17 protein-coding genes and 4 tRNA genes are annotated in these 17788 nt (G+C 40.9%); 11 read left to right on the forward strand and 10 right to left on the reverse strand.

Features of this window, described 5'->3' with window-relative positions:
• The first annotated feature begins 57 nt into the window (after window positions 1-57).
• Window positions 58-1602: an L-piperidine-6-carboxylate dehydrogenase gene (gene amaB / locus MMU07_RS04215; RefSeq protein ID WP_241124589.1), complete on the forward strand. Its 1545-nt coding sequence runs from the start codon at window positions 58-60 to the stop codon at window positions 1600-1602.
• A gap of 40 nt (window positions 1603-1642) precedes the next feature.
• Here amaB and MMU07_RS04220 read toward each other — a convergent pair whose 3' ends face one another.
• From MMU07_RS04220 to MMU07_RS04235, 4 genes are all read right to left on the reverse strand, one after another.
• Complete coding sequence (locus tag MMU07_RS04220; RefSeq protein ID WP_241124590.1) at window positions 1643-1945, reverse strand: outer membrane protein assembly factor BamE; 303 nt, start codon at window positions 1943-1945, stop codon at window positions 1643-1645.
• 176 nt (window positions 1946-2121) lie between these two features.
• Complete coding sequence (locus MMU07_RS04225) at window positions 2122-2574, reverse strand: hypothetical protein (protein WP_241124591.1); 453 nt, start codon at window positions 2572-2574, stop codon at window positions 2122-2124.
• A gap of 25 nt (window positions 2575-2599) precedes the next feature.
• On the reverse strand, window positions 2600-3814 hold the full coding sequence (locus tag MMU07_RS04230) for a hypothetical protein (RefSeq protein ID WP_241124592.1): 1215 nt from the start codon (window positions 3812-3814) through the stop codon (window positions 2600-2602).
• A gap of 897 nt (window positions 3815-4711) precedes the next feature.
• Window positions 4712-5185: a hypothetical protein gene (locus MMU07_RS04235; protein ID WP_241124593.1), complete on the reverse strand. Its 474-nt coding sequence runs from the start codon at window positions 5183-5185 to the stop codon at window positions 4712-4714.
• 278 nt (window positions 5186-5463) lie between these two features.
• On the opposite strand from MMU07_RS04235, the gene MMU07_RS04240 reads away from it, so the two are divergent.
• The 6 genes from MMU07_RS04240 to MMU07_RS04265 all read left to right on the forward strand — a co-directional run bounded on the left by MMU07_RS04240 (window position 5464) and on the right by MMU07_RS04265 (window position 6639).
• Window positions 5464-5538, forward strand: a tRNA-Val gene (locus MMU07_RS04240).
• 345 nt (window positions 5539-5883) lie between these two features.
• Window positions 5884-5958 (forward strand) — tRNA-Val (locus tag MMU07_RS04245).
• Between the two features lie 25 nt (window positions 5959-5983).
• On the forward strand, window positions 5984-6235 hold the full coding sequence (locus MMU07_RS04250; protein WP_241124594.1) for a GIY-YIG nuclease family protein: 252 nt from the start codon (window positions 5984-5986) through the stop codon (window positions 6233-6235).
• Window positions 6234-6295, forward strand: a tRNA-Ile gene (locus MMU07_RS04255). Before MMU07_RS04250 ends, MMU07_RS04255 begins: the two co-directional genes overlap by 2 nt.
• A gap of 32 nt (window positions 6296-6327) precedes the next feature.
• On the forward strand, window positions 6328-6579 hold the full coding sequence (locus tag MMU07_RS04260) for a GIY-YIG nuclease family protein (protein ID WP_241124594.1): 252 nt from the start codon (window positions 6328-6330) through the stop codon (window positions 6577-6579).
• Window positions 6578-6639 (forward strand) — tRNA-Ile (locus tag MMU07_RS04265). Before MMU07_RS04260 ends, MMU07_RS04265 begins: the two co-directional genes overlap by 2 nt.
• Window positions 6640-6981: 342 nt before the next feature.
• On the opposite strand, the gene MMU07_RS04270 is transcribed toward MMU07_RS04265, so the two are convergent.
• Window positions 6982-8823, reverse strand: a complete 1842-nt coding sequence (locus tag MMU07_RS04270; protein ID WP_241124595.1) for a TonB-dependent receptor plug domain-containing protein — start codon at window positions 8821-8823, stop codon at window positions 6982-6984.
• A 167-nt stretch (window positions 8824-8990) separates the two neighbouring features.
• Between MMU07_RS04270 and MMU07_RS04275 the strand changes: the two genes are divergently transcribed.
• Entirely contained in the window at window positions 8991-10952 is a 1962-nt protein-coding gene (locus MMU07_RS04275; RefSeq protein WP_241124596.1) for a M1 family metallopeptidase, read from the forward strand.
• Window positions 10953-10969: 17 nt separating this feature from the next.
• Here MMU07_RS04275 and MMU07_RS04280 read toward each other — a convergent pair whose 3' ends face one another.
• The 5 genes from MMU07_RS04280 to ruvC form a co-directional block, all read right to left on the reverse strand.
• Complete coding sequence (locus MMU07_RS04280; protein ID WP_241124597.1) at window positions 10970-11137, reverse strand: hypothetical protein; 168 nt, start codon at window positions 11135-11137, stop codon at window positions 10970-10972.
• 209 nt (window positions 11138-11346) lie between these two features.
• On the reverse strand, window positions 11347-12474 hold the full coding sequence (locus tag MMU07_RS04285) for an SO2930 family diheme c-type cytochrome (RefSeq protein ID WP_241124598.1): 1128 nt from the start codon (window positions 12472-12474) through the stop codon (window positions 11347-11349).
• A 3-nt stretch (window positions 12475-12477) separates the two neighbouring features.
• Window positions 12478-13779, reverse strand: coding sequence for a parallel beta-helix domain-containing protein (locus MMU07_RS04290; protein ID WP_241124599.1), 1302 nt, complete (start codon window positions 13777-13779; stop codon window positions 12478-12480).
• Window positions 13780-13905: 126 nt separating this feature from the next.
• Window positions 13906-14469: a Crp/Fnr family transcriptional regulator gene (locus MMU07_RS04295; protein ID WP_241124600.1), complete on the reverse strand. Its 564-nt coding sequence runs from the start codon at window positions 14467-14469 to the stop codon at window positions 13906-13908.
• 98 nt (window positions 14470-14567) lie between these two features.
• On the reverse strand, window positions 14568-15149 hold the full coding sequence (gene ruvC, locus MMU07_RS04300; RefSeq protein WP_241124601.1) for a crossover junction endodeoxyribonuclease RuvC: 582 nt from the start codon (window positions 15147-15149) through the stop codon (window positions 14568-14570).
• Window positions 15150-15170: 21 nt separating this feature from the next.
• Between ruvC and MMU07_RS04305 the strand changes: the two genes are divergently transcribed.
• The 3 genes from MMU07_RS04305 to MMU07_RS04315 are packed head-to-tail and all read left to right on the forward strand — an operon-like array spanning window position 15171 to window position 17788.
• On the forward strand, window positions 15171-16289 hold the full coding sequence (locus tag MMU07_RS04305; protein ID WP_241124602.1) for a glycosyltransferase: 1119 nt from the start codon (window positions 15171-15173) through the stop codon (window positions 16287-16289).
• A 24-nt stretch (window positions 16290-16313) separates the two neighbouring features.
• Entirely contained in the window at window positions 16314-16565 is a 252-nt protein-coding gene (locus tag MMU07_RS04310; protein WP_241124603.1) for a hypothetical protein, read from the forward strand.
• A gap of 11 nt (window positions 16566-16576) precedes the next feature.
• Window positions 16577-17788 (forward strand): PP2C family protein-serine/threonine phosphatase, encoded by a 1212-nt coding sequence (locus MMU07_RS04315; protein WP_241124604.1) that lies wholly within the window; start codon window positions 16577-16579, stop codon window positions 17786-17788.

A 17788-nucleotide genomic window follows, 5' to 3' on the forward strand; every position in this document is an offset into this window, starting at 1 on the left:
TTTTTTTTAGTTTTATAGAAAATTCAGAAAAATCAAAAACCCAAATAAATCAATATCATGTCAGATCAATTCGGCATCAAATCAGCTCTTCAAAATCTTGGGATTAAGCCTGAAAACTTAGGAACTTCCACAGGCAACGAGTGGGTCAATACAGGAAAAGAGTATATCAGCTCCTATTCTCCAGCCGATGGAGCACTTATCGGCAAAGTGCAGGTGACAGACCGTCAAAGTTATGAACAGGTCATCGCCAAATCCCAGGAAGCATTCCAAATATGGAGAACTACACCTGCGCCAAAGCGCGGTGAAATCGTCCGCCAAATGGGCAATGCACTCCGTGAAGTAAAAGCCGACTTAGGTAAATTGGTATCTTACGAAATGGGCAAATCCTATCAGGAAGGCCTGGGAGAAGTGCAGGAGATGATCGATATCTGTGATTTTGCAGTCGGGCTTTCCAGACAACTTTACGGTCTGACCATGCACTCAGAGCGTCCGGGACACAGGATGTATGAGCAATGGCACCCGATCGGGGTTGTTGGGATTATCTCAGCATTTAACTTCCCGGTGGCAGTTTGGTCGTGGAACAGCATGATTGCATGGGTATGCGGGGACGTCTGTATCTGGAAGCCATCTGAGAAAGCGCCGCTTTCCGGAGTTGCCTGTCAGCATATTATCAGTAAGGTCCTAAAAGAAAATAACTTGCCCGAAGGAATATCAGGTTTGATTGTAGGAGATTACAAAGTAGGGCAGATGATGACCGAGGATCCCCGGGTTCCTTTGATTTCCGCTACAGGTTCCACCCGTATGGGAAAAATCGTTGGCCAAGCAGTGGCTGCTAGATTAGGCAGGTCATTGTTAGAGCTCGGAGGAAACAATGCCATTATCATAACCGAAAACGCTGACCTGGAAATTGCCATCCGTGGTGCACTTTTCGGGGCAGTGGGGACAGCAGGACAGCGCTGTACTACCACAAGAAGGCTGATTATCCACGAATCCATTTATGATACTTTCAAGCAAAGGTTGGCTGCGGCCTACACCAAATTGGTTATAGGAAATCCTTTGGATGAGAAAAACCATGTAGGTCCTTTGATCGACAAAGAAGCCGTGGACATGTATCTCAAAGCCATAGAAAAAGTAAAAAAGGAGGGAGGAAAAGAGTTGGTCGAAGGTGGAGTACTCAGCGGGTCAGGTTATGAATCCGGCTGCTATGTGAAGCCTTGTATCATTGAAGCTGAAAACCATTTTGAAATGGTACAGCATGAGACTTTTGCACCGATCCTCTATATTATGAAATACAATACCCTTGAAGAAGCCATCGCTATGCACAACGGTGTGCCTCAGGGATTGTCCTCAGCCATCATGACGCTAAACATGCGGGAGGCGGAAGCATTTCTTTCGGCTGCAGGTTCCGACTGCGGTATTGCCAATGTCAATATCGGCACATCGGGTGCAGAGATAGGCGGTGCTTTTGGCGGAGAAAAAGAAACCGGGGGAGGCCGTGAATCAGGCTCCGACTCTTGGAAAGCCTACATGCGTCGTCAGACCAATACCATTAATTACAGTACTTCCCTGCCTTTGGCGCAGGGGATCAAGTTTGATATATAATAAAAAATCCCACTGAAAGCTGAGTGGGATTTGGATTTATTTATTCATAAAGCTGAATATGAATTACAACACCTGAAGAATCTATGCCGAAATTAATCCCGTCTGAAGAAGCAAAAGGAGCAGTATAATAGAAAGTGGAATCATTTTTTTCGTTTCCTCCCTTTAAAACAGGAGTGCCCATGATTTCTAAAAGTTGCTCTTTGTGGATTCCTATTTTTATTTTTTTGGAATTTTCCACATTTTTTGAGGCCATTCTTGCTTCAGGGCTTAATTTGGCAATATACAAGTAAGCCGCAATTGGCATGATTACTATCAGCGATAAAAGAATAAGAACTTTTTTCATTTGTTATTTGCACCTTTTATGACTTGATATTCCATTTCTCTTCGTTTCATCGTTAAGAAATGTTACTGAATAATCTACTGTTGCAGTTGGATTGTATTTAATTGCCTCGCCAAATTCCTTGAAAAAAAGCTCTAAGCAATGATTCCAAAAACCTTTAACTGATTGTTGAAATAAAGTTATTCGATTGCAGAAAGGTAGAGGTTCACTTGATATGCATGAACTTTAAAGCCATAAATGAATCGATCTTTATGCATCAATTCATCTTGAAAGATTACATATACAGCAGATCCTTTTGCGGTTTTTGACCAAACAGTTGCCCAATCATTAAAATTGAGATCTAAGTCCCAAATTTTTTCTTTTTGATTTAATTGGCCCATTGACAATTCCAAAGTTTTATGAGTTGTTATAAGAGAATAAATACCAACCTCCATGTTCGGATCATCGAAGCCACCACGGACATATGAAAAAACATAATTCACTGATTGGAATTCTTTTGTGAAATGAGCTTCACGGTTGAAAACAATTAGGACTGTGTCTTTTTCATTTTTTATTAAATCCTTGCAATAGGAATGAGTAAATACGAATTGAAGGATAAGGATGAGAATTGTGTTTAATATTATTTTTTTCATTTTTTCAGAAGTCTTTTTAAAGTGCCTAATCACGTTTAATTTCCAGATTACATTCTTTACTTCCATAAGTTTCCAATAACAGTTTTGCTTCATTTCTTAGGTCATTAGGTGATCTTAAAGGAGGATGAACAGTAATTTTTTCCATCAATTTGAAAGCTGTGGTTCCGGTAAGTCCCTCCCAAGCCAAAGACTTATAGAAGCTTTTCGGAATTCCGTTAGGATATACATTTTTCATGGCTAAGGCAAATGCATTGTAATCCAATTTTTTATGTATTTCCTCAAGGATGCCTGCCATGACATCAATATATCGTTCAGCCATCAAATTATGATGCTGGTCAGCAGAACCTTGGTATCTGATAACATATTGATTAAACGTGTTTTGAAACATTAAATCATTGTAAGAAGGGTACTTGGTTTTTACAGCTCTGTAAAAATCAGCATGAATCATTTCATGAAGTAATGTTCTAGCTACCTCAAGGGAAGATCGATCTGTCAATCTCATTTGGTTTATAGTGATATGAATGTTTTTACCATCCCCCATCCATTGTGCTTGACCATTTATACTTGGAGGAAGGTCGTTTAAAAACAAAGTAAGGTTAATATCAGGATAAACTCCTTCAAATTGTTGTGCCATTCTTTCAAAATACTCATTTTCTCTGAGTTTATTTAAAAGACAGATTGCTTTCATGTTTTTTCTAAATGTTTCATCCACAGAAATCTTAATGACGGGCGCAGGGATAGGTGGAGGGATATAGTTTATTATACCGGTATTTGAAGTTGTCCCTCCAACCCCTCCATAATCTCCTATTCCTGTTGGAGGACTATAGTCATATATAACAGGCGTATCTTGATGGGCTATACTTCCACCGCTACATTCCATGACTATTCCTGTTTTATAATGTTCTGTAGTCACGCCTCCTGCACTTACAGTGTAAGCCAAGTAGGTTACTTGATAATATTTGCAAGTAATGTCAAAGTTCGCACCCAAAGGATTTTTCTTTTTGGCATCAATTCCAGTTTCACCTGCTTGATTAATTACACCGATTATTTCACCGTTTATAATCCTGAATCCAATAAAAAACCTTTCATCATAAGTCCATATATCTACAAGTCCGGACCAATCTAAAGGGATTTTGTTATAATAGATTTCCCCAAATTCCTTTATGGAGGAGTCGTTGTTAGGATAATAACTGGAAATAAGAGGGCTGAACCCTCCAGTTTCCAGACTTTCGACAAACATTATATTTTGAATTACTCCTTTAGAAGGATCGGAAAGATTTAGGCTGTCTTTAAGGTATTTCGGGAAATATTTTTCAGCATTTGCTAAGTTGATTTCATAAACCTCCCTGCCATCGGGGAATGTATAATGGTGAAATTTGTCCCAATCAGGCTCCTTTTCGAAAAAGGGTAGGATCAGTTCTTTCGATTCTGTCATAAAGCTGATCCCACCGTCTGGGATGCGGAGTTGATGTTTGTTGGCCTCAAACCAGTCTTTGACTTTTGCAATTTGATTTGGGTTTTCAATCTCAGGAACTAATTTCGTTTGCTCCTCGAGACAAGATGAAAAAGCTATCAGAATAATCAGGAATGATAAAAATTGATATAACAAATGCGTAAATGAAAACTTCAATTTTCGGTTGATGGGGGGGGGTAAAATTTAACTTTGTCATAAGAATTGTTTAGGGTGTAAAAAGATGAATTGTATAGTTCTTGAAAAAGAAAAATTGAAAACTGAACCTGCAATTCTGGAAATGAAATTAGTCGACTAAAATCTGAATAGAGGCTTTTGCCAATTTTGGCTAATTGAGATTTAAGTCCAATACGATCAATTATTGAACTTCCCTAGTTTTGGCAAAGGGGAAAAGGTTTGATTTATTTGTTTCTTCGAAACTTTCGCTTATTGTCAATTGAAATTCAGGCATTTTAGGGATTTTGATTAGAACCTTTTTCCTAATTTCTAAATAGGTAGAACCCAATGCCAATTGCCTTGTTTCTTGTGAATCCTGATAAGGTTTTTAAGGAAATTAATTTCCTTGAATGTTTAATCGGGAATGTTTACACCCAAAAAATTTTGGAAATAATAAAGACCCCTTATTTTTTCAGTAGACTTATTAAAAGATAGAAATAGAATTTTACCTCAATTTTCCTTGTCTTCCTTAATTTTTTGATAACTATTTCGGAACCTTACAGGTTTTTGATCCGCGTCTAGATAGACCAAAATAAGCTCATTTTCAGTCAATTTTACGACCTTTACCTGAAGTACTTTAGGATGAAACCTTATTTGCCAAGTGACGACGGAATCAGCATATCTGAAATTCCAAAGGGATTTTTCCTGGATTATCTTTTTTCCATCCACTATTGTCGAGCTCATGGAGTCTAGGCTAAAAAAATTCATGAAGGTTTGATCATGGACTTTTTCAATCCAATCAACGAATGTTTCTACTTCTTCCTTCGAGGAATTTATAGCTTCTGGCGTGTTCATGAAAAACTCAAATCCTTCGTCTTTAGTCAATTTCCATTTTCCTAATAACTTTTCTTCAAAAGATTGACTAAAGCAATTCCCAAATAATGAAAAGAACAAAAGGAAAAGCAATTTGGAGACTTTTTTCATAGTTATGGTTTTTTTATCACTGATCTTTAGTGTAAAAAAGTTACAATAATATGACAAGAAGCCCAGTGTTTTTTTGAGGATTTCGTTAAAAAAAGAAGTTCTTTAGACATTGGCTTCTTTCAAAACTGAAAGAAGGAAAATTGATGGGGTTGGTAATCCAATAAAATCCCTTCATTTTCAAGGGATTATTGAAATATGGATATTTTTTTCATTTTATAATTTGTACCAAATCAAATTAAATCTACCTTTGCAATCCGTTTAGTAACAAAGGTTATTTCGGGAGTTTAGCTCAGCTGGTTCAGAGCATCTGCCTTACAAGCAGAGGGTCGGGGGTTCGAATCCCTCAACTCCCACAATTCTTATTTACACCTAATTATTGGGAGTTTAGCTCAGCTGGTTCAGAGCATTCCGATCTTAAATCTGAAGGGTCAATGGCTCGAATCAAAAGAATATTTATTGGGAGTTTAGCTCAGCTGGTTCAGAGCATTCCGATCTTAAATCGGAAGGGTCAATGGCTCGAATCAAAAGAATATTTATTGGGAGTTTAGCTCAGCTGGTTCAGAGCATTCCGATCTTAAATCGGAAGGGTCAATGGCTCGAATCAAAAGAATATTTATTGGGAGTTTAGCTCAGCTGGTTCAGAGCATTCCGATCTTAAATCGGAAGGGTCAATGGCTCGAATCAAAAGAATATTTATTGGGAGTTTAGCTCAGCTGGTTCAGAGCATCTGCCTTACAAGCAGAGGGTCGGGGGTTCGAATCCCTCAACTCCCACATAGCCTCAAAAGAGGCTTTTTTTATGCCTTGTAGTTTTTATATCCTCTACTCAAAAAACCTTGACAAATATTACGTCGGACATACTTGCGATGTAATGGATGAAAGATTGCGAAAACACAATTCAAATCACAAAGGATTTACAGGCAATTCTCCGGATTGGGTCTTGGTATACAAGGAAGAATTTGAAGACAAAAAATCAGCCTATGCCCGAGAACGACAAATAAAATCAATGAAGAGCAGAAAAAAAATCATTGAATTGATCAATCATAAATAGCTCAGCCGGTTCAGAGCATTCCGATTTATAATCGGAAGGGTCGGGGGTTCGAATCCCTCAACTCCCACATAGCCTCAAAAGAGGCTTTTTTTATGCCTTGTAGTTTTTATATCCTCTACTCAAAAAACCTTGACAAATATTACGTCGGACATACTTGCGATGTAATGGATGAAAGATTGCGAAAACACAATTCAAATCACAAAGGATTTACAGGCAATTCTCCGGATTGGGTCTTGGTATACAAGGAAGAATTTGAAGACAAAAAATCAGCCTATGCCCGAGAACGACAAATAAAATCAATGAAGAGCAGAAAAAAAATCATTGAATTGATCAATCATAAATAGCTCAGCCGGTTCAGAGCATTCCGATTTATAATCGGAAGGGTCGGGGGTTCGAATCCCTCAACTCCCACAAATACTCAATTCTAAAAAGATTTTTTAGAATTTTGTCAGAGGGTCGGGGTCCCGATAGCTATCGCGGACGAATCCCTCAACTCCCACATTGCCTCAAACGAGGCTTTTTTTATGTTTAAAAAATTTTTTCTGTCCTTTTAAATTATAGGATTTTTTCGAAATACATAGTTGTTTTTACTTCTGTTTGCATTGATATCAATAAGGGGAAACACAAAATAATTCTTGGTATGAAACTTAAATGTCCGGTACTTCGGTCTTCTGACTTCGGTCTTCCGTCCTGCTTTTCAAGGAATATTGGGTTCCTGGCAAAGAAATGGTAAACCACTTAATTTTTCAATCCAGATTAATCATAAACCCGGCCTTAAACCATCTTCCCGGCATCTGCACAAATCCCGCTTCGACATAATCGGCATCGGTGATGTTAGAGGCTTCCAAGAATAACCCGAATTTCTTTAGCCTGTTGTAATCTAATCTTGCATCCAATAGGAAATAAGGTTCCAAAGCCATCCTTTCAATATACCTTCCCTTGATGGTGAGTTCGGCACGGTTGACAAACTCCGCCTGAATGCCCCCGATCACCTGATGTCTAAGCGAATTCAATGCATAACGAGATTCGACACCTAGGGCTTGATTGAGGTCCGCATTGATATAATTGTAGCTGAACATCAATTCCTTGATTTTGGCATTTTCGCCTCCCAAGTCAGCAAGGTATTGGATAGATGTCTCGATGCCGTTAAACCGCACCTCAGAGATATTCTGCGGTGTCCACTTGTTGGGATTGGGTTGGGTTTCGCTTGGTTCTCTGTTCCAATCGATCAGGTTTTGGGTGAATCTGTGAAAAAACACCAACTCGGTTCGCAACCTGCTTTTGTTGTATTTCCAGCCGATTTCAAAGTTCTCGGCCTCTTCGGGCAAGAGATTAGGATTGCTTTGGTTGCTTGGATCTTCATAATACAATTCGGTGAAAGACGGGATCCGGAAGCTGATTCCATAATTGGAATAAAGTCTGGAATATGCATTGATCTGATAACCGATTTCTGCTCCGGGAAAATGCTTCCATTTGTATTCGTTGTAGTAATTGGAATAAAGTCCAGCCCGGAAGTCAAACTTCTCGGCAAATTCAATCCTGTGTTCTGCAAAGATTCCCGCAAAAGTCCGGCTTCTGCTGCCAAGGTTGGTGCTTTCGATTTTCTCTTCCCTGCCTTCAATTCCCAATCCTGTAGTTCCGATTTTGGAAGTGTAGGTGCCGTTCAGCTCCAAGGCAAATACATCCGAAGTGTGTAGATTGGTGAAAAAAGCCGGTTCATTCCTCCTGAGTCTGAACTCATCATCATTCCTTCTCCAATATCCGCGTGTCTGAAAATAGAGTTTGTCAAATCTGTAAGTATGGCTCAGGGCTGCAAGAAAAGTCTGTACACTTTCCCATTGCTCGGGAAAGGAATTGGTGTAGAAGCCATTTGCCCCAAAGTCCCGATCTGAATATCCTGCCATGGCCCGGACTTCATTTCGGTCATTGATGTCAAACCCTGATTCATAGAATAGGTTGGTCACTTTAAAATCTGAATTGTACCAATGTCCATCTGAAGCATCATGGGAAGCAGAGATAGTTTGTTTGTATTTGCCTAAAGGAAGGGAAGAAACGATACTTCCCCCGCGCATTCCAAAATCCCCTCCAAATCCCTGGATATTTAGACTCTTTTTATCTGAAAGGGTAGTAATGACATTGACAGCTCCCGCAAAAGCATTTTGTCCAAAAATCCTCGACCCCGGTCCTTTGAGCACTTCCACCCTTTGGATGGCTTGAAGGGGAACAGGAATATTGACCATGTGGTGACCTGTCTGCGGATCGGTGAGCTTGATGCCGTTGATCAACATCAGCGTCTGTTCAAAATTTCCCCCACGAATTCCGATATTGGCCTGTACCCCGCTGACTCCCCGTTGCCTGACATCGACTCCCGGAGTAAATGAAAGTACCTCCTGCAAACTTCTCGCAGGAGTGGTTTCAATGGCTTTTCTATTGATGACGGTAATGTTTCTGGAAACCTTATTAAAAGGTATTTCCATCCTGTTTTCCATGATGGTCACTTCTCCCAAATCCACAGTCGTGGTATCCTGAGAGGCTTTCGCAGTGCCAAATGAAAGTAACAAACCCAAAATAGTAAATCTAATCCGCATGAATAGCTGTGGTTTTTGATCCGGCAAAGTACCTAGGATTTATTTCGATTTCCAAATTTCCCTTTTTGCGTGAATGTTTGGTTATTTAGGATTTGGGAGCTTCAAAATGAATTTTTTCTTCTGATCCTATTCTGTATTTTAGCCGAAATATTAAATAGTTGAAATTTATGATAAGAATTAAAAGTGTAAAAATTTTTGCATTTGTTATTGCATTGGTTTTTGGACAGGACATTCGGGCCCAAGTAGTCACAGACAACAGAGACGGAGCATTTACCGAATTTGGGTATAGACAAGGCACAGCCTATCGGACTGCTTCCGGTAAGCCCGGCCCGATGTACTGGCAAAACGGTGCCGATTACCTGATTGATGTGGCTTTGGACGAAACCAACCATCTCCTAAAAGGAAAAATCACCATCACCTACAAAAACAACAGCCCTGAGAATCTGGATTTTGTATGGCTCTATCTTGAGCAAAACAGGTTTACCGCAGACTCAAGGGGACAACTCACCACTCCTGTACAGGGCAACCGCTACAACGGTGATGTGGACGGCGGTTACAAAATCGAAAACCTCAAAGCCCAAGTCATCGGAAAAAACAAACCTGTTTCGGAGAAACACCTGATCAGCGACACGAGGATGCAGGTGTTTTTTGCAGAGCCTATTTCCGCCAATGGTGGAAAGGCGACGGTTTCTATGGACTTCGAATACAAAATTCCTGAAAAAGGAATGGACCGCATGGGCCGCCTCAAGGTCAAAGACGGAACCATCTACGCCATGGCGCAGTGGTATCCAAAAGTAGCAGTATTCGACGATGTGACAGGTTGGAATACTGATCCCTATCTTGGTGCAGGCGAGTTTTACCTCGGATATGGGGATTTTGAATACAAAGTCACTGTTCCTTTTGACCATATCGTAGTAGCTTCCGGTGAATTGCTTAATCCCACTCAAGTGCTTACCAAAGAGCAGCAGAACAGGATGAATAAAGCTGCTCAAAGTGATGAGCGTGTGTACCTCATCAGTCCTGAAGAAGTTACAGATTATGCCAATCATCGTCCAAAACAAGAAGGAACCATGACTTGGCATTTCAAAATCAACAATGCAAGAGATGTGGCTTTTTCCTCTTCCAAAGCATTTATCTGGGATGCAGCTAGGATCAACTTGCCAAGTGGCAAGAAAGCCATGGCGCAATCTGTCTATCCAAAAGAAAGTGACGGTCAGGAAGCTTGGGGAAGGTCTACAGAATATAGCAAAGCTTCTGTGGAGCATTATTCCAAAAAATGGTACGAATACCCTTATCCGGTTGCCGTCAATGTGGCCGCAGAAATCAACGGCATGGAATATCCGGGAGTCAACTTCTGTAGTTGGCGATCCAAAGGTGCAGGACTTTGGGGAGTAACTGACCATGAGTTTGGACACAATTGGTTTCCCATGATAGTGGGCACCAATGAAAGAAGACACGCATGGATGGATGAGGGTTTCAATACTTTCATCAATTATTACAGCTATCTTGAATTCAATAACGGTGAATATACCAATTCGCTCATCCAAACCAGAAGGTACCTTGGTTGGCTTACCAACAAAGACCGTGAACCGATCGCCACGCATGCTGACAGGACCCAATCCAACAATCTTGGAATGGTCGCTTACATGAAACCGGCTTTGGGTCTGATGATGTTGAGAGAATATGTTCTCGGTGCAGAGCGCTTTGACAATGCCTTCAGGTCCTATATCAAAACCTGGGCTTACAAGCATCCACAGCCCACGGATTTTTTCAACCATATGGAAAATGTAGCAGGCGAAAACCTGGATTGGTTCTGGAAAGGATGGTTCTATAGCAATGCCAACATCGATCTAGCCATCAATAGCGTGCAGCCTTACGGAGCCAATTATTTGGTTTCACTCTCTAACCTAGGTGAAATGCCGATGCCTGTACTTTTGGAAATCACCTACGAAGATGGACAAAAGGAAAGAAGGATGCTACCTGTAGAAATCTGGTTCAAAGGCAACCAATGGACGCACCTGCTCAAAGTCGATAAAAAAGTTGTAGGAGTAGAAATCGATCCTGACAAAGTTATCACAGATATCAATGTTGCCAATGACAAATGGCCGAGTGGGGTGTATAAAGATTAAAAAATCAAAAGGCCGGATCAATCGATTCGGCCTTTTTGTTTGTGGAGTTCTTTTGCTTCATTGATGGTTTCCTCCATATCCTCCAACATCGCTTTGGAAAATGCTACAGGATTTTCTAAAGCCAAATTTTCCATTTCTTGATCAATTAGGGCCTGTTCATTTTTGGAAGCGGTTCTATACTGCATTTTAAGCTCCTTTATTTTTCTTCTATGTATTTTGGCTGTTTTGATTCTTAAAGAAGATTTTTCTCAATAAGTTTTTATGGATTGATGGGTTGGCTATCAAAGCCTTTCAAACGGTTGGTTAACAGCACAATATCCATTAATATCCAATTGCACCTAGATAAATGGTCGCTCCAAACAAGTTAAGTCAAATATTTTTTGATGGTACTATTTCATTTCAACCCATTAATCCACTCCCTGATTAATTCCAGTCCTTCCTGATGTACAATAACCCTGCCGATTTCGGGCATGGCGGCACCCACCTGATTGGTGGACATGCGGTAAGTCAGGATGGATTGGTCTGCCTGTCCGGGTACGATATCGTATTTGAATGTCCCGGCACCGAAACCTGCCGCAACGGGGGTTTTGTTAATGCCAAGCTTCAAGGGATCTGTTTCCTCATAAGTCAAAAACAAACCTGAAGTGCTTGCGGGTCCATCCGCTCGGTGGCAGTGTCCACAGTTGATGTCTAGATAAGCTTTTGCGCGGAGTTCTAAGGAATGGGAAGGAATGTTGTAATCCACCATGGCTGGATAAGTTGTTGGATCATTCAGATCCGAGAGGTATCCCATTTCTTGCCATTTTACGAGTTGGTTTTTTTCTCCTTCGGCAAATCTGATTTCATGGTTGAGGTGCTTGGCTTTGACACCGATAGGAACAAGTTGCTCTTTCTCATTGTGGCAGCTTTTGCATTGGTTTTTGTTGGGTACGATGTAGTTGATGACTTGCTCTTTCCCCTGAAGGTCTGTCCAAGCAACCTCGATTTCTGCTCCCACAACTTTATATATAGCATCGCTTTGATCTTCTTTCCAAACGTATGGGTAGGCATCCCAAACCCCGTTTCTTTTGACCATCAGGCGGGTTTCTATGATTCTTTTTTCCGCTTCAGGTTTTCTGAAATCTGCCGGATAATAGAAGTTCTTGATGATGACCGTATTGTCAGGGAAATCCATGCTGCCTTCGTCATCTTCCCGGATGCTGGCAGCAGTACCTTCAGGCATCCAGATAAATCTGGACTTGTGTGCATAATCTGTGAAGAGGGAAGAAGCAGGTTCATACAAAAGCACGCCTTCATCTGGATCTAGCGATTTGAGCTTTCCTTTGAAAAAACCATAATCCGACAGGTTTTTGAATGGAATCTGACTGAAATCCAGAGAAGCAGTCTCGACCAAAGGCGCTTCTGTTTCTGAGATTTCGACCTTACTGTTTGTAGTTTCTTCCTGTTTTTTTTCGCAGGAAAGAACCAAAAGCAGTAGGCCTAAAGCCAGGTTAATCGAAAAGTACTTTTTATACGATTTCATAACTTAAAGATTCGCAATGGCACTGACATCCGTTTTGACCTGCACTTCACAATTGAAAGGCGCATAATCCTTGGATGATTTGATATTGTCCTCACCTTCCCAAAGATCGAAAAGGGTAAAATGTATCTTCTCCATTTCCTTTTCCCTGATACAGATTTTCATTGGGTTTGATTGGATATTGTCTGATATGGTCTTGTCCCAAAATCCATCATAGATGATGTCCTGAGTTCTTGCAAATCCATGGGCATTGTACACTGAAATCAGTTGCCCAAATTCCTTTGTGAAATCAGGGAAATGCCAGGTTCTTTGGTAGTCATTGTCATGTACAAAAATATTGGAGGTAAAGGGAGACCAATTTGGGGCATCCATCGGGAATCCTGTGACATGGTAGTTGGCAATGGCGAGCCCCACTGTTTTGTTTTTGTGGATTCGGTTGTCAAAAATTTCCACTTCCTTGGCAGCCAAGATAACGATGCCCGAACCGGGAGGAATCATCGTTACGGTATTCCCGTTGGGATCCTCACTCAGCGCAGTGGCAAAATTTTTATGGTTGTTGTGGAGGATTTCGTTGTTGTAGATTTTTGTGCCCCGCCCATCGGACTTTGGAAGGCCGGGGAGATTAAATACCAAAATCCCACCTGAATTATCCCTAACTGTATTTCCGTAAACTTCAGCATTGTCGGAGTTTTCGATTTCGATTCCCGCCACATTGCCAAAGGCTAGCGAATTCCGGACAATGATATTTTCGGATTGGCCGACATAAATCCCGGCATCTTTAGAATGCGAGGCGATGCATTCATCGATCAGGACATTTTTACATTGGACAGGATAGATGGCATAAGTTCCGTTTTTGGATTTGTCGCCATTGGTCCAGGTGACATTGACTTTTCGGAAGGTGATCCCGTCACAATGCTGTGATTTGATGCCGTCTCCCGGTGCATCTTCGACACTCAGGTCTTGGATAGTAATATTGTTGCCTACCAATTTGACACCTTCACCGCCGGCTTTGAGGTCCCGGAAAGAAAGGACAGTTTCGGTCAATCCTGCCCCTTTGATGGTGATGTGGTTTTTGTTGTCAAGGATCAGTTGGGTTTTCAGGGCATAAAATCCTGCGGGGATTTCGATAACCATGCTGTCTTCTGCCATGATAAACTGCTCGATGACTTTCTCTGTTTCTTCCTGTGTCGCCTTCCTCAATTTGGAAGAATCAAAAGTCATTTCAGTCGTGCTGCTGTTGCAGGAGAAAAGTATAGGGTACAAAAATACCAAAGCAAAAAAGGGAATATATTGGCGAAGACCTTTCATAGTTGATTTTGGGTTTTTTGGAAAGAAATTTGAAATTGGATAAATAGAAAATACGCTTTACCAATTCTGATAATTAACAAAATTACAATTTATTGTGAGGGAAGGCTATTGATAAAAATCAAAAAATCAGATGCTTGCGCGGATTCTGCTCAGCGTTTCCAGGCTCATATCGAGGTAAGAAGCAACCTGACCGACGGAAGCTTTTTGGATGATATAAGGTTTGGTTTCTATCAACTCAAGATACCTCTCCTTGGCTGTTTTGAACTTTGAAAAAATGAGGTGCTCCTCCAAAGACACATAGTATTGCTCCAGAATCAGCCGGTACAAATGCTCCAAATGACTGTCTTTTCCAAACAAATCCATCAAATCTTGGTGGCTGATTTGGTACAGGTGGCAATGTTCGAGGGCTTCAATGGTTTCATAGGAAGGCTTTTGGGAAATAAAGCTGGCCATAGAGGCGATGAATTCACCCGTCATGCTGAAGCTGATGGTGATGTCCTTTTTATCCTTGAAATAAAAACTCCTGACAAATCCTTTGTTGATGAATGAAAGCTGATTGCAAACTTCCCTTTCTCTGATCAAAGTTTCTCCTTTGGGAATGTTTGTTTCTTGAAGTTTCCCGACAAACCGCTCCACGGATTCTTGAGGGATGTTTGAAAATTTTTGAAGGATATTGAGGATGGCTTCCATCTTTGGAATATTTGGTATACCGAAAGAAATGTCAAATCAGATATTCAATGGATATGTGGTTTATCTGAAAACGTCAACCTAAAGTAAGATAGAAAACTTCATTTTGGGCTTTTTACCCGGTTTGGGTTGTCTTCCAGGAATGATTTCCATCCTGCCGTCCGGCCTCTTGTCTGCAGCCTTCCATCATGAAAATGATGGCAGAGGGCAACTGCAAGCGCATCAGTCGCATCAAGAAGCTTTGGGATTTCATCTATTTTGAGTAGCGTTTTGAGCATTTCTGCCACTTGGATTTTGGAAGCATTTCCATTTCCGGTGACAGATTGCTTGACTTTTTTGGGAGAATACTCCGTAATCGGAATGTCCCTTGCCAAAGCTGCTGCCATGGCGACTCCCTGTGCACGTCCCAGTTTGAGCATGGATTGGACGTTTTCACCATAGAATGGCGCTTCCAAAGCAACCGTGTCTGGATGAAATTCTTCAATAATGCCTGTGACTCTTTCAAAGATCTTTTTCAGCTTCAATTCATGTCCGACATATTTTTTGAGATGGATGACACCAAATTGGAGCACGCTGTATTTTTTGCCCTCCACGAGCAACAAACCGTAACCCATCACATTGGTACCGGGATCAATCCCCAAAATTATTTTTTCCTTTGCCTCTTTTTTGTCTTCTTTACTCATTACCGCAAATTAAACCAATTCATGCTAACATTTTACCTTTTGTTTGGGATAGTTTATGGGCTTTTATTGCTTTTATTGCATAAAATTTGGAAGCAAAAGCGCCGGATATTCCCTAAATTTAGAGAACCTGAGTTGGTTACCATTTTGATTCCTTACAGGAATGAAGAACAAAAAATTCCAACACTTTTTGGCCAATTGTCAGGTCTTTCCCAAAGGCCACTACAGCTTGTTTTTATCAATGACCATAGTGAAGATGCTGGGAAAAAGAAGCTTGATGAATTGATTGAATCACTATCAGATGAGCAATTGGACGTCTTTTCGCTGGAAGGCGAAGGTGAAGGAAAGAAAGCCGCACTGAAAACCGGCATCAATAAAGCCTTTGGAGGTATTGTCCTGACTACCGATGCAGATTGTTTTCTTCCTAAGAATTGGGTGGAGGAAATGATCCGGCCTTTTTCCGATGAAAGCATAAAAATGGTTGCAGGTTCTGTTTTACCTAAAGGAGATATCGGTTTTTTTGAACAATTCCAACAGATCGAATGGGCAAGTATTTTATTGGTGACACAGGCCGGGTTTCATTTAGGTTCTCCCATCATGTGCAGTGCTGCCAATATGGCTTATAGAAAATCGGCCTTTTTGGAAGTAGAGGGATATCAGGGGAATGAGGATTTTTTATCTGGTGATGATGAGTTTTTATTGAAAAAGATGGTCAATAAATTCGGACCTGAATCTGTTGTCTACCTCCAAGAAAGCCTTGTGTACACGCAGCCACAAGGTTCTTGGAAGGCACTTTTTTCACAAAGAATCAGATGGGCATCAAAATGGAAATCCCACAAATCATTGTCCCATGCCTTGGCTTCAGTCTTGCCGGTTGCTGTTCAGGTTGCCTTCCTCTTGAGTTTTTCCCTCCTTTTTATGGGAATCCCCGGGATGTTGGTATTTGCAGCAGTCTGGATTTTGAAGATTTACTTTGAAACAAAAGTCTTAGGAAATGTTTTGAGGAGTTTTGGGATCAGACCACACTGGATCTGGTTTTTGTTCACGGGAATAGGCCATCCTGTTTACGTTCTTGTTAGTGCTTTCGGGGCTTTATTTGTAAAATTTGAGTGGAAAGGAAGATATTCTTCTGGGAAGGGTTAATTTTGGGTCTGAATACAAAATAAAATGACTGACAATGAGTTTGATTTACTGGATGAATTGTATTTTGTTCAGCCCTTTAGTTACCTGAAAGAAACCTTGGGATGGGAAGACCATAGGCTTTTGGATACCTTGAAGTCTCTCCATTCGAAAGGATATATCAAATGTCTTTTTGCACCTGACGATGAGGTTTTCGGTACGGTGGATTTTGAAGCAAAGGGAAAGGATTTATTTTACCTCGCCACCAAAAAAGGCCTTATGGAACATAATGCCCTCTAAAAAAAACTAACGTGACCGTACAACTAGTCAAATATCAAAAGAAGGAACTTGAGCTCAAAGCACTCTTGGAAATCACCCAGGCAATCAATGAAAATAAGTCTGCGGCGGTGCTTTTTGATATATTCAAATTTACCTGCTTGGTACATTTGAATATCAAGTCGATTCTTTTGTACTTGTCAAACCATGACCACTTCGAAAAAAAGATCAGCCATGGAATCAAAAGCAAAGTCCCTGATGCGATTCTTTCTGAAAGAATAAATTTTGACAAAGCGAGCGGGGAATTGAATATTGAGGTGGGTGAAGGTTTTTCGTTTGCTGAACTTGAAAATTACCTTCCTGTTTTCCACAAGGAGAAAATGCTTGCCATTCTTTTTCTCAAAAAGAAAGATGAAAAAGAGGACTTAGACCTTGATTTTACCCAAGCCCTGACCAATATCATGGTGGTGGCATTGGAAAACAAGCGCTTTGCCAAGCGGCAACTTGAGCAGGAAAGGCTCAACAAAGAAATGGAAATCGCCTCCAATGTGCAGCGGATGCTTTTTCCTGCAGTCCTTCCGCAGACTGATAAGCTCAAAGCCAAAGTGACTTACATTCCCCATTCTACGGTAGGCGGGGATTATTATGACCTGATCCAAAAATCTGAGGAAGAGGTCTTTTTCTGTATTGCCGATGTATCAGGCAAGGGCATGCCGGCGGCTTTGCTCATGTCCAATTTCCAGGCAGCATTGAGGACTTTACTGAGGAGTTCTTCAGATTTGAAAATGATTGTAGAGCAGTTGAATTATACCATCTTTGACAATACCAAAGGGGAGCGCTTTATTACTTTTTTTCTAGGTTATTACAATTACAAAAAAAGGGAACTGACCTACGTCAATGCCGGGCACAATCCTCCGGTGTTGTGTTGGGAGGGAGAAAAAAGGACGGAGACATTGGGTGCAGGGACAACTGTACTTGGTGCTTTTGAGGAATTGCCATTCCTGGAAGTGGGTAAAAGAATCCATCTTAAAGGCTTCACACTCCATCTTTATACGGATGGCTTGACCGAAAGCTTTGACAAGAATGAAAAGGAATATGGAGATGACCGCTTCAATCAATTTGTCAAAAGCCACCTTTGCCTTGATCCAAGTGTGTTTCATCAGCTGTTTTTTGAGGAATTGAGAATTTTTTCCACCGGTGGTGAGCAAAGGGACGACATAACCCTGCTCAGCTTAAGATTGCAATAG

The organism is Cognataquiflexum nitidum (assembly GCF_022538055.1).
GTDB classification, from domain to species: Bacteria; Bacteroidota; Bacteroidia; order Cytophagales; family Cyclobacteriaceae; genus Cognataquiflexum; species Cognataquiflexum nitidum.

Excerpts from the sequence above, each read along its gene's own strand:
- amaB (WP_241124589.1), top strand. The coding sequence starts at position 58 with ATGTCAGATCAATTCGGCATCAAATCAGCTCTTCAAAATCTTGGGATT.
- MMU07_RS04220 (WP_241124590.1), bottom strand. The coding sequence starts at position 1,945 with ATGAAAAAAGTTCTTATTCTTTTATCGCTGATAGTAATCATGCCAATT.
- MMU07_RS04225 (WP_241124591.1), bottom strand. The coding sequence starts at position 2,574 with ATGAAAAAAATAATATTAAACACAATTCTCATCCTTATCCTTCAATTC.
- MMU07_RS04230 (WP_241124592.1), bottom strand. The coding sequence starts at position 3,814 with ATGTTTGTCGAAAGTCTGGAAACTGGAGGGTTCAGCCCTCTTATTTCC.
- MMU07_RS04235 (WP_241124593.1), bottom strand. The coding sequence starts at position 5,185 with ATGAAAAAAGTCTCCAAATTGCTTTTCCTTTTGTTCTTTTCATTATTT.
- MMU07_RS04250 (WP_241124594.1), top strand. The coding sequence starts at position 5,984 with ATGCCTTGTAGTTTTTATATCCTCTACTCAAAAAACCTTGACAAATAT.
- MMU07_RS04260 (WP_241124594.1), top strand. The coding sequence starts at position 6,328 with ATGCCTTGTAGTTTTTATATCCTCTACTCAAAAAACCTTGACAAATAT.
- MMU07_RS04270 (WP_241124595.1), bottom strand. The coding sequence starts at position 8,823 with ATGCGGATTAGATTTACTATTTTGGGTTTGTTACTTTCATTTGGCACT.
- MMU07_RS04275 (WP_241124596.1), top strand. The coding sequence starts at position 8,991 with ATGATAAGAATTAAAAGTGTAAAAATTTTTGCATTTGTTATTGCATTG.
- MMU07_RS04280 (WP_241124597.1), bottom strand. The coding sequence starts at position 11,137 with ATGCAGTATAGAACCGCTTCCAAAAATGAACAGGCCCTAATTGATCAA.
- MMU07_RS04285 (WP_241124598.1), bottom strand. The coding sequence starts at position 12,474 with ATGAAATCGTATAAAAAGTACTTTTCGATTAACCTGGCTTTAGGCCTA.
- MMU07_RS04290 (WP_241124599.1), bottom strand. The coding sequence starts at position 13,779 with ATGAAAGGTCTTCGCCAATATATTCCCTTTTTTGCTTTGGTATTTTTG.
- MMU07_RS04295 (WP_241124600.1), bottom strand. The coding sequence starts at position 14,469 with ATGGAAGCCATCCTCAATATCCTTCAAAAATTTTCAAACATCCCTCAA.
- ruvC (WP_241124601.1), bottom strand. The coding sequence starts at position 15,149 with ATGAGTAAAGAAGACAAAAAAGAGGCAAAGGAAAAAATAATTTTGGGG.
- MMU07_RS04305 (WP_241124602.1), top strand. The coding sequence starts at position 15,171 with ATGCTAACATTTTACCTTTTGTTTGGGATAGTTTATGGGCTTTTATTG.
- MMU07_RS04310 (WP_241124603.1), top strand. The coding sequence starts at position 16,314 with ATGACTGACAATGAGTTTGATTTACTGGATGAATTGTATTTTGTTCAG.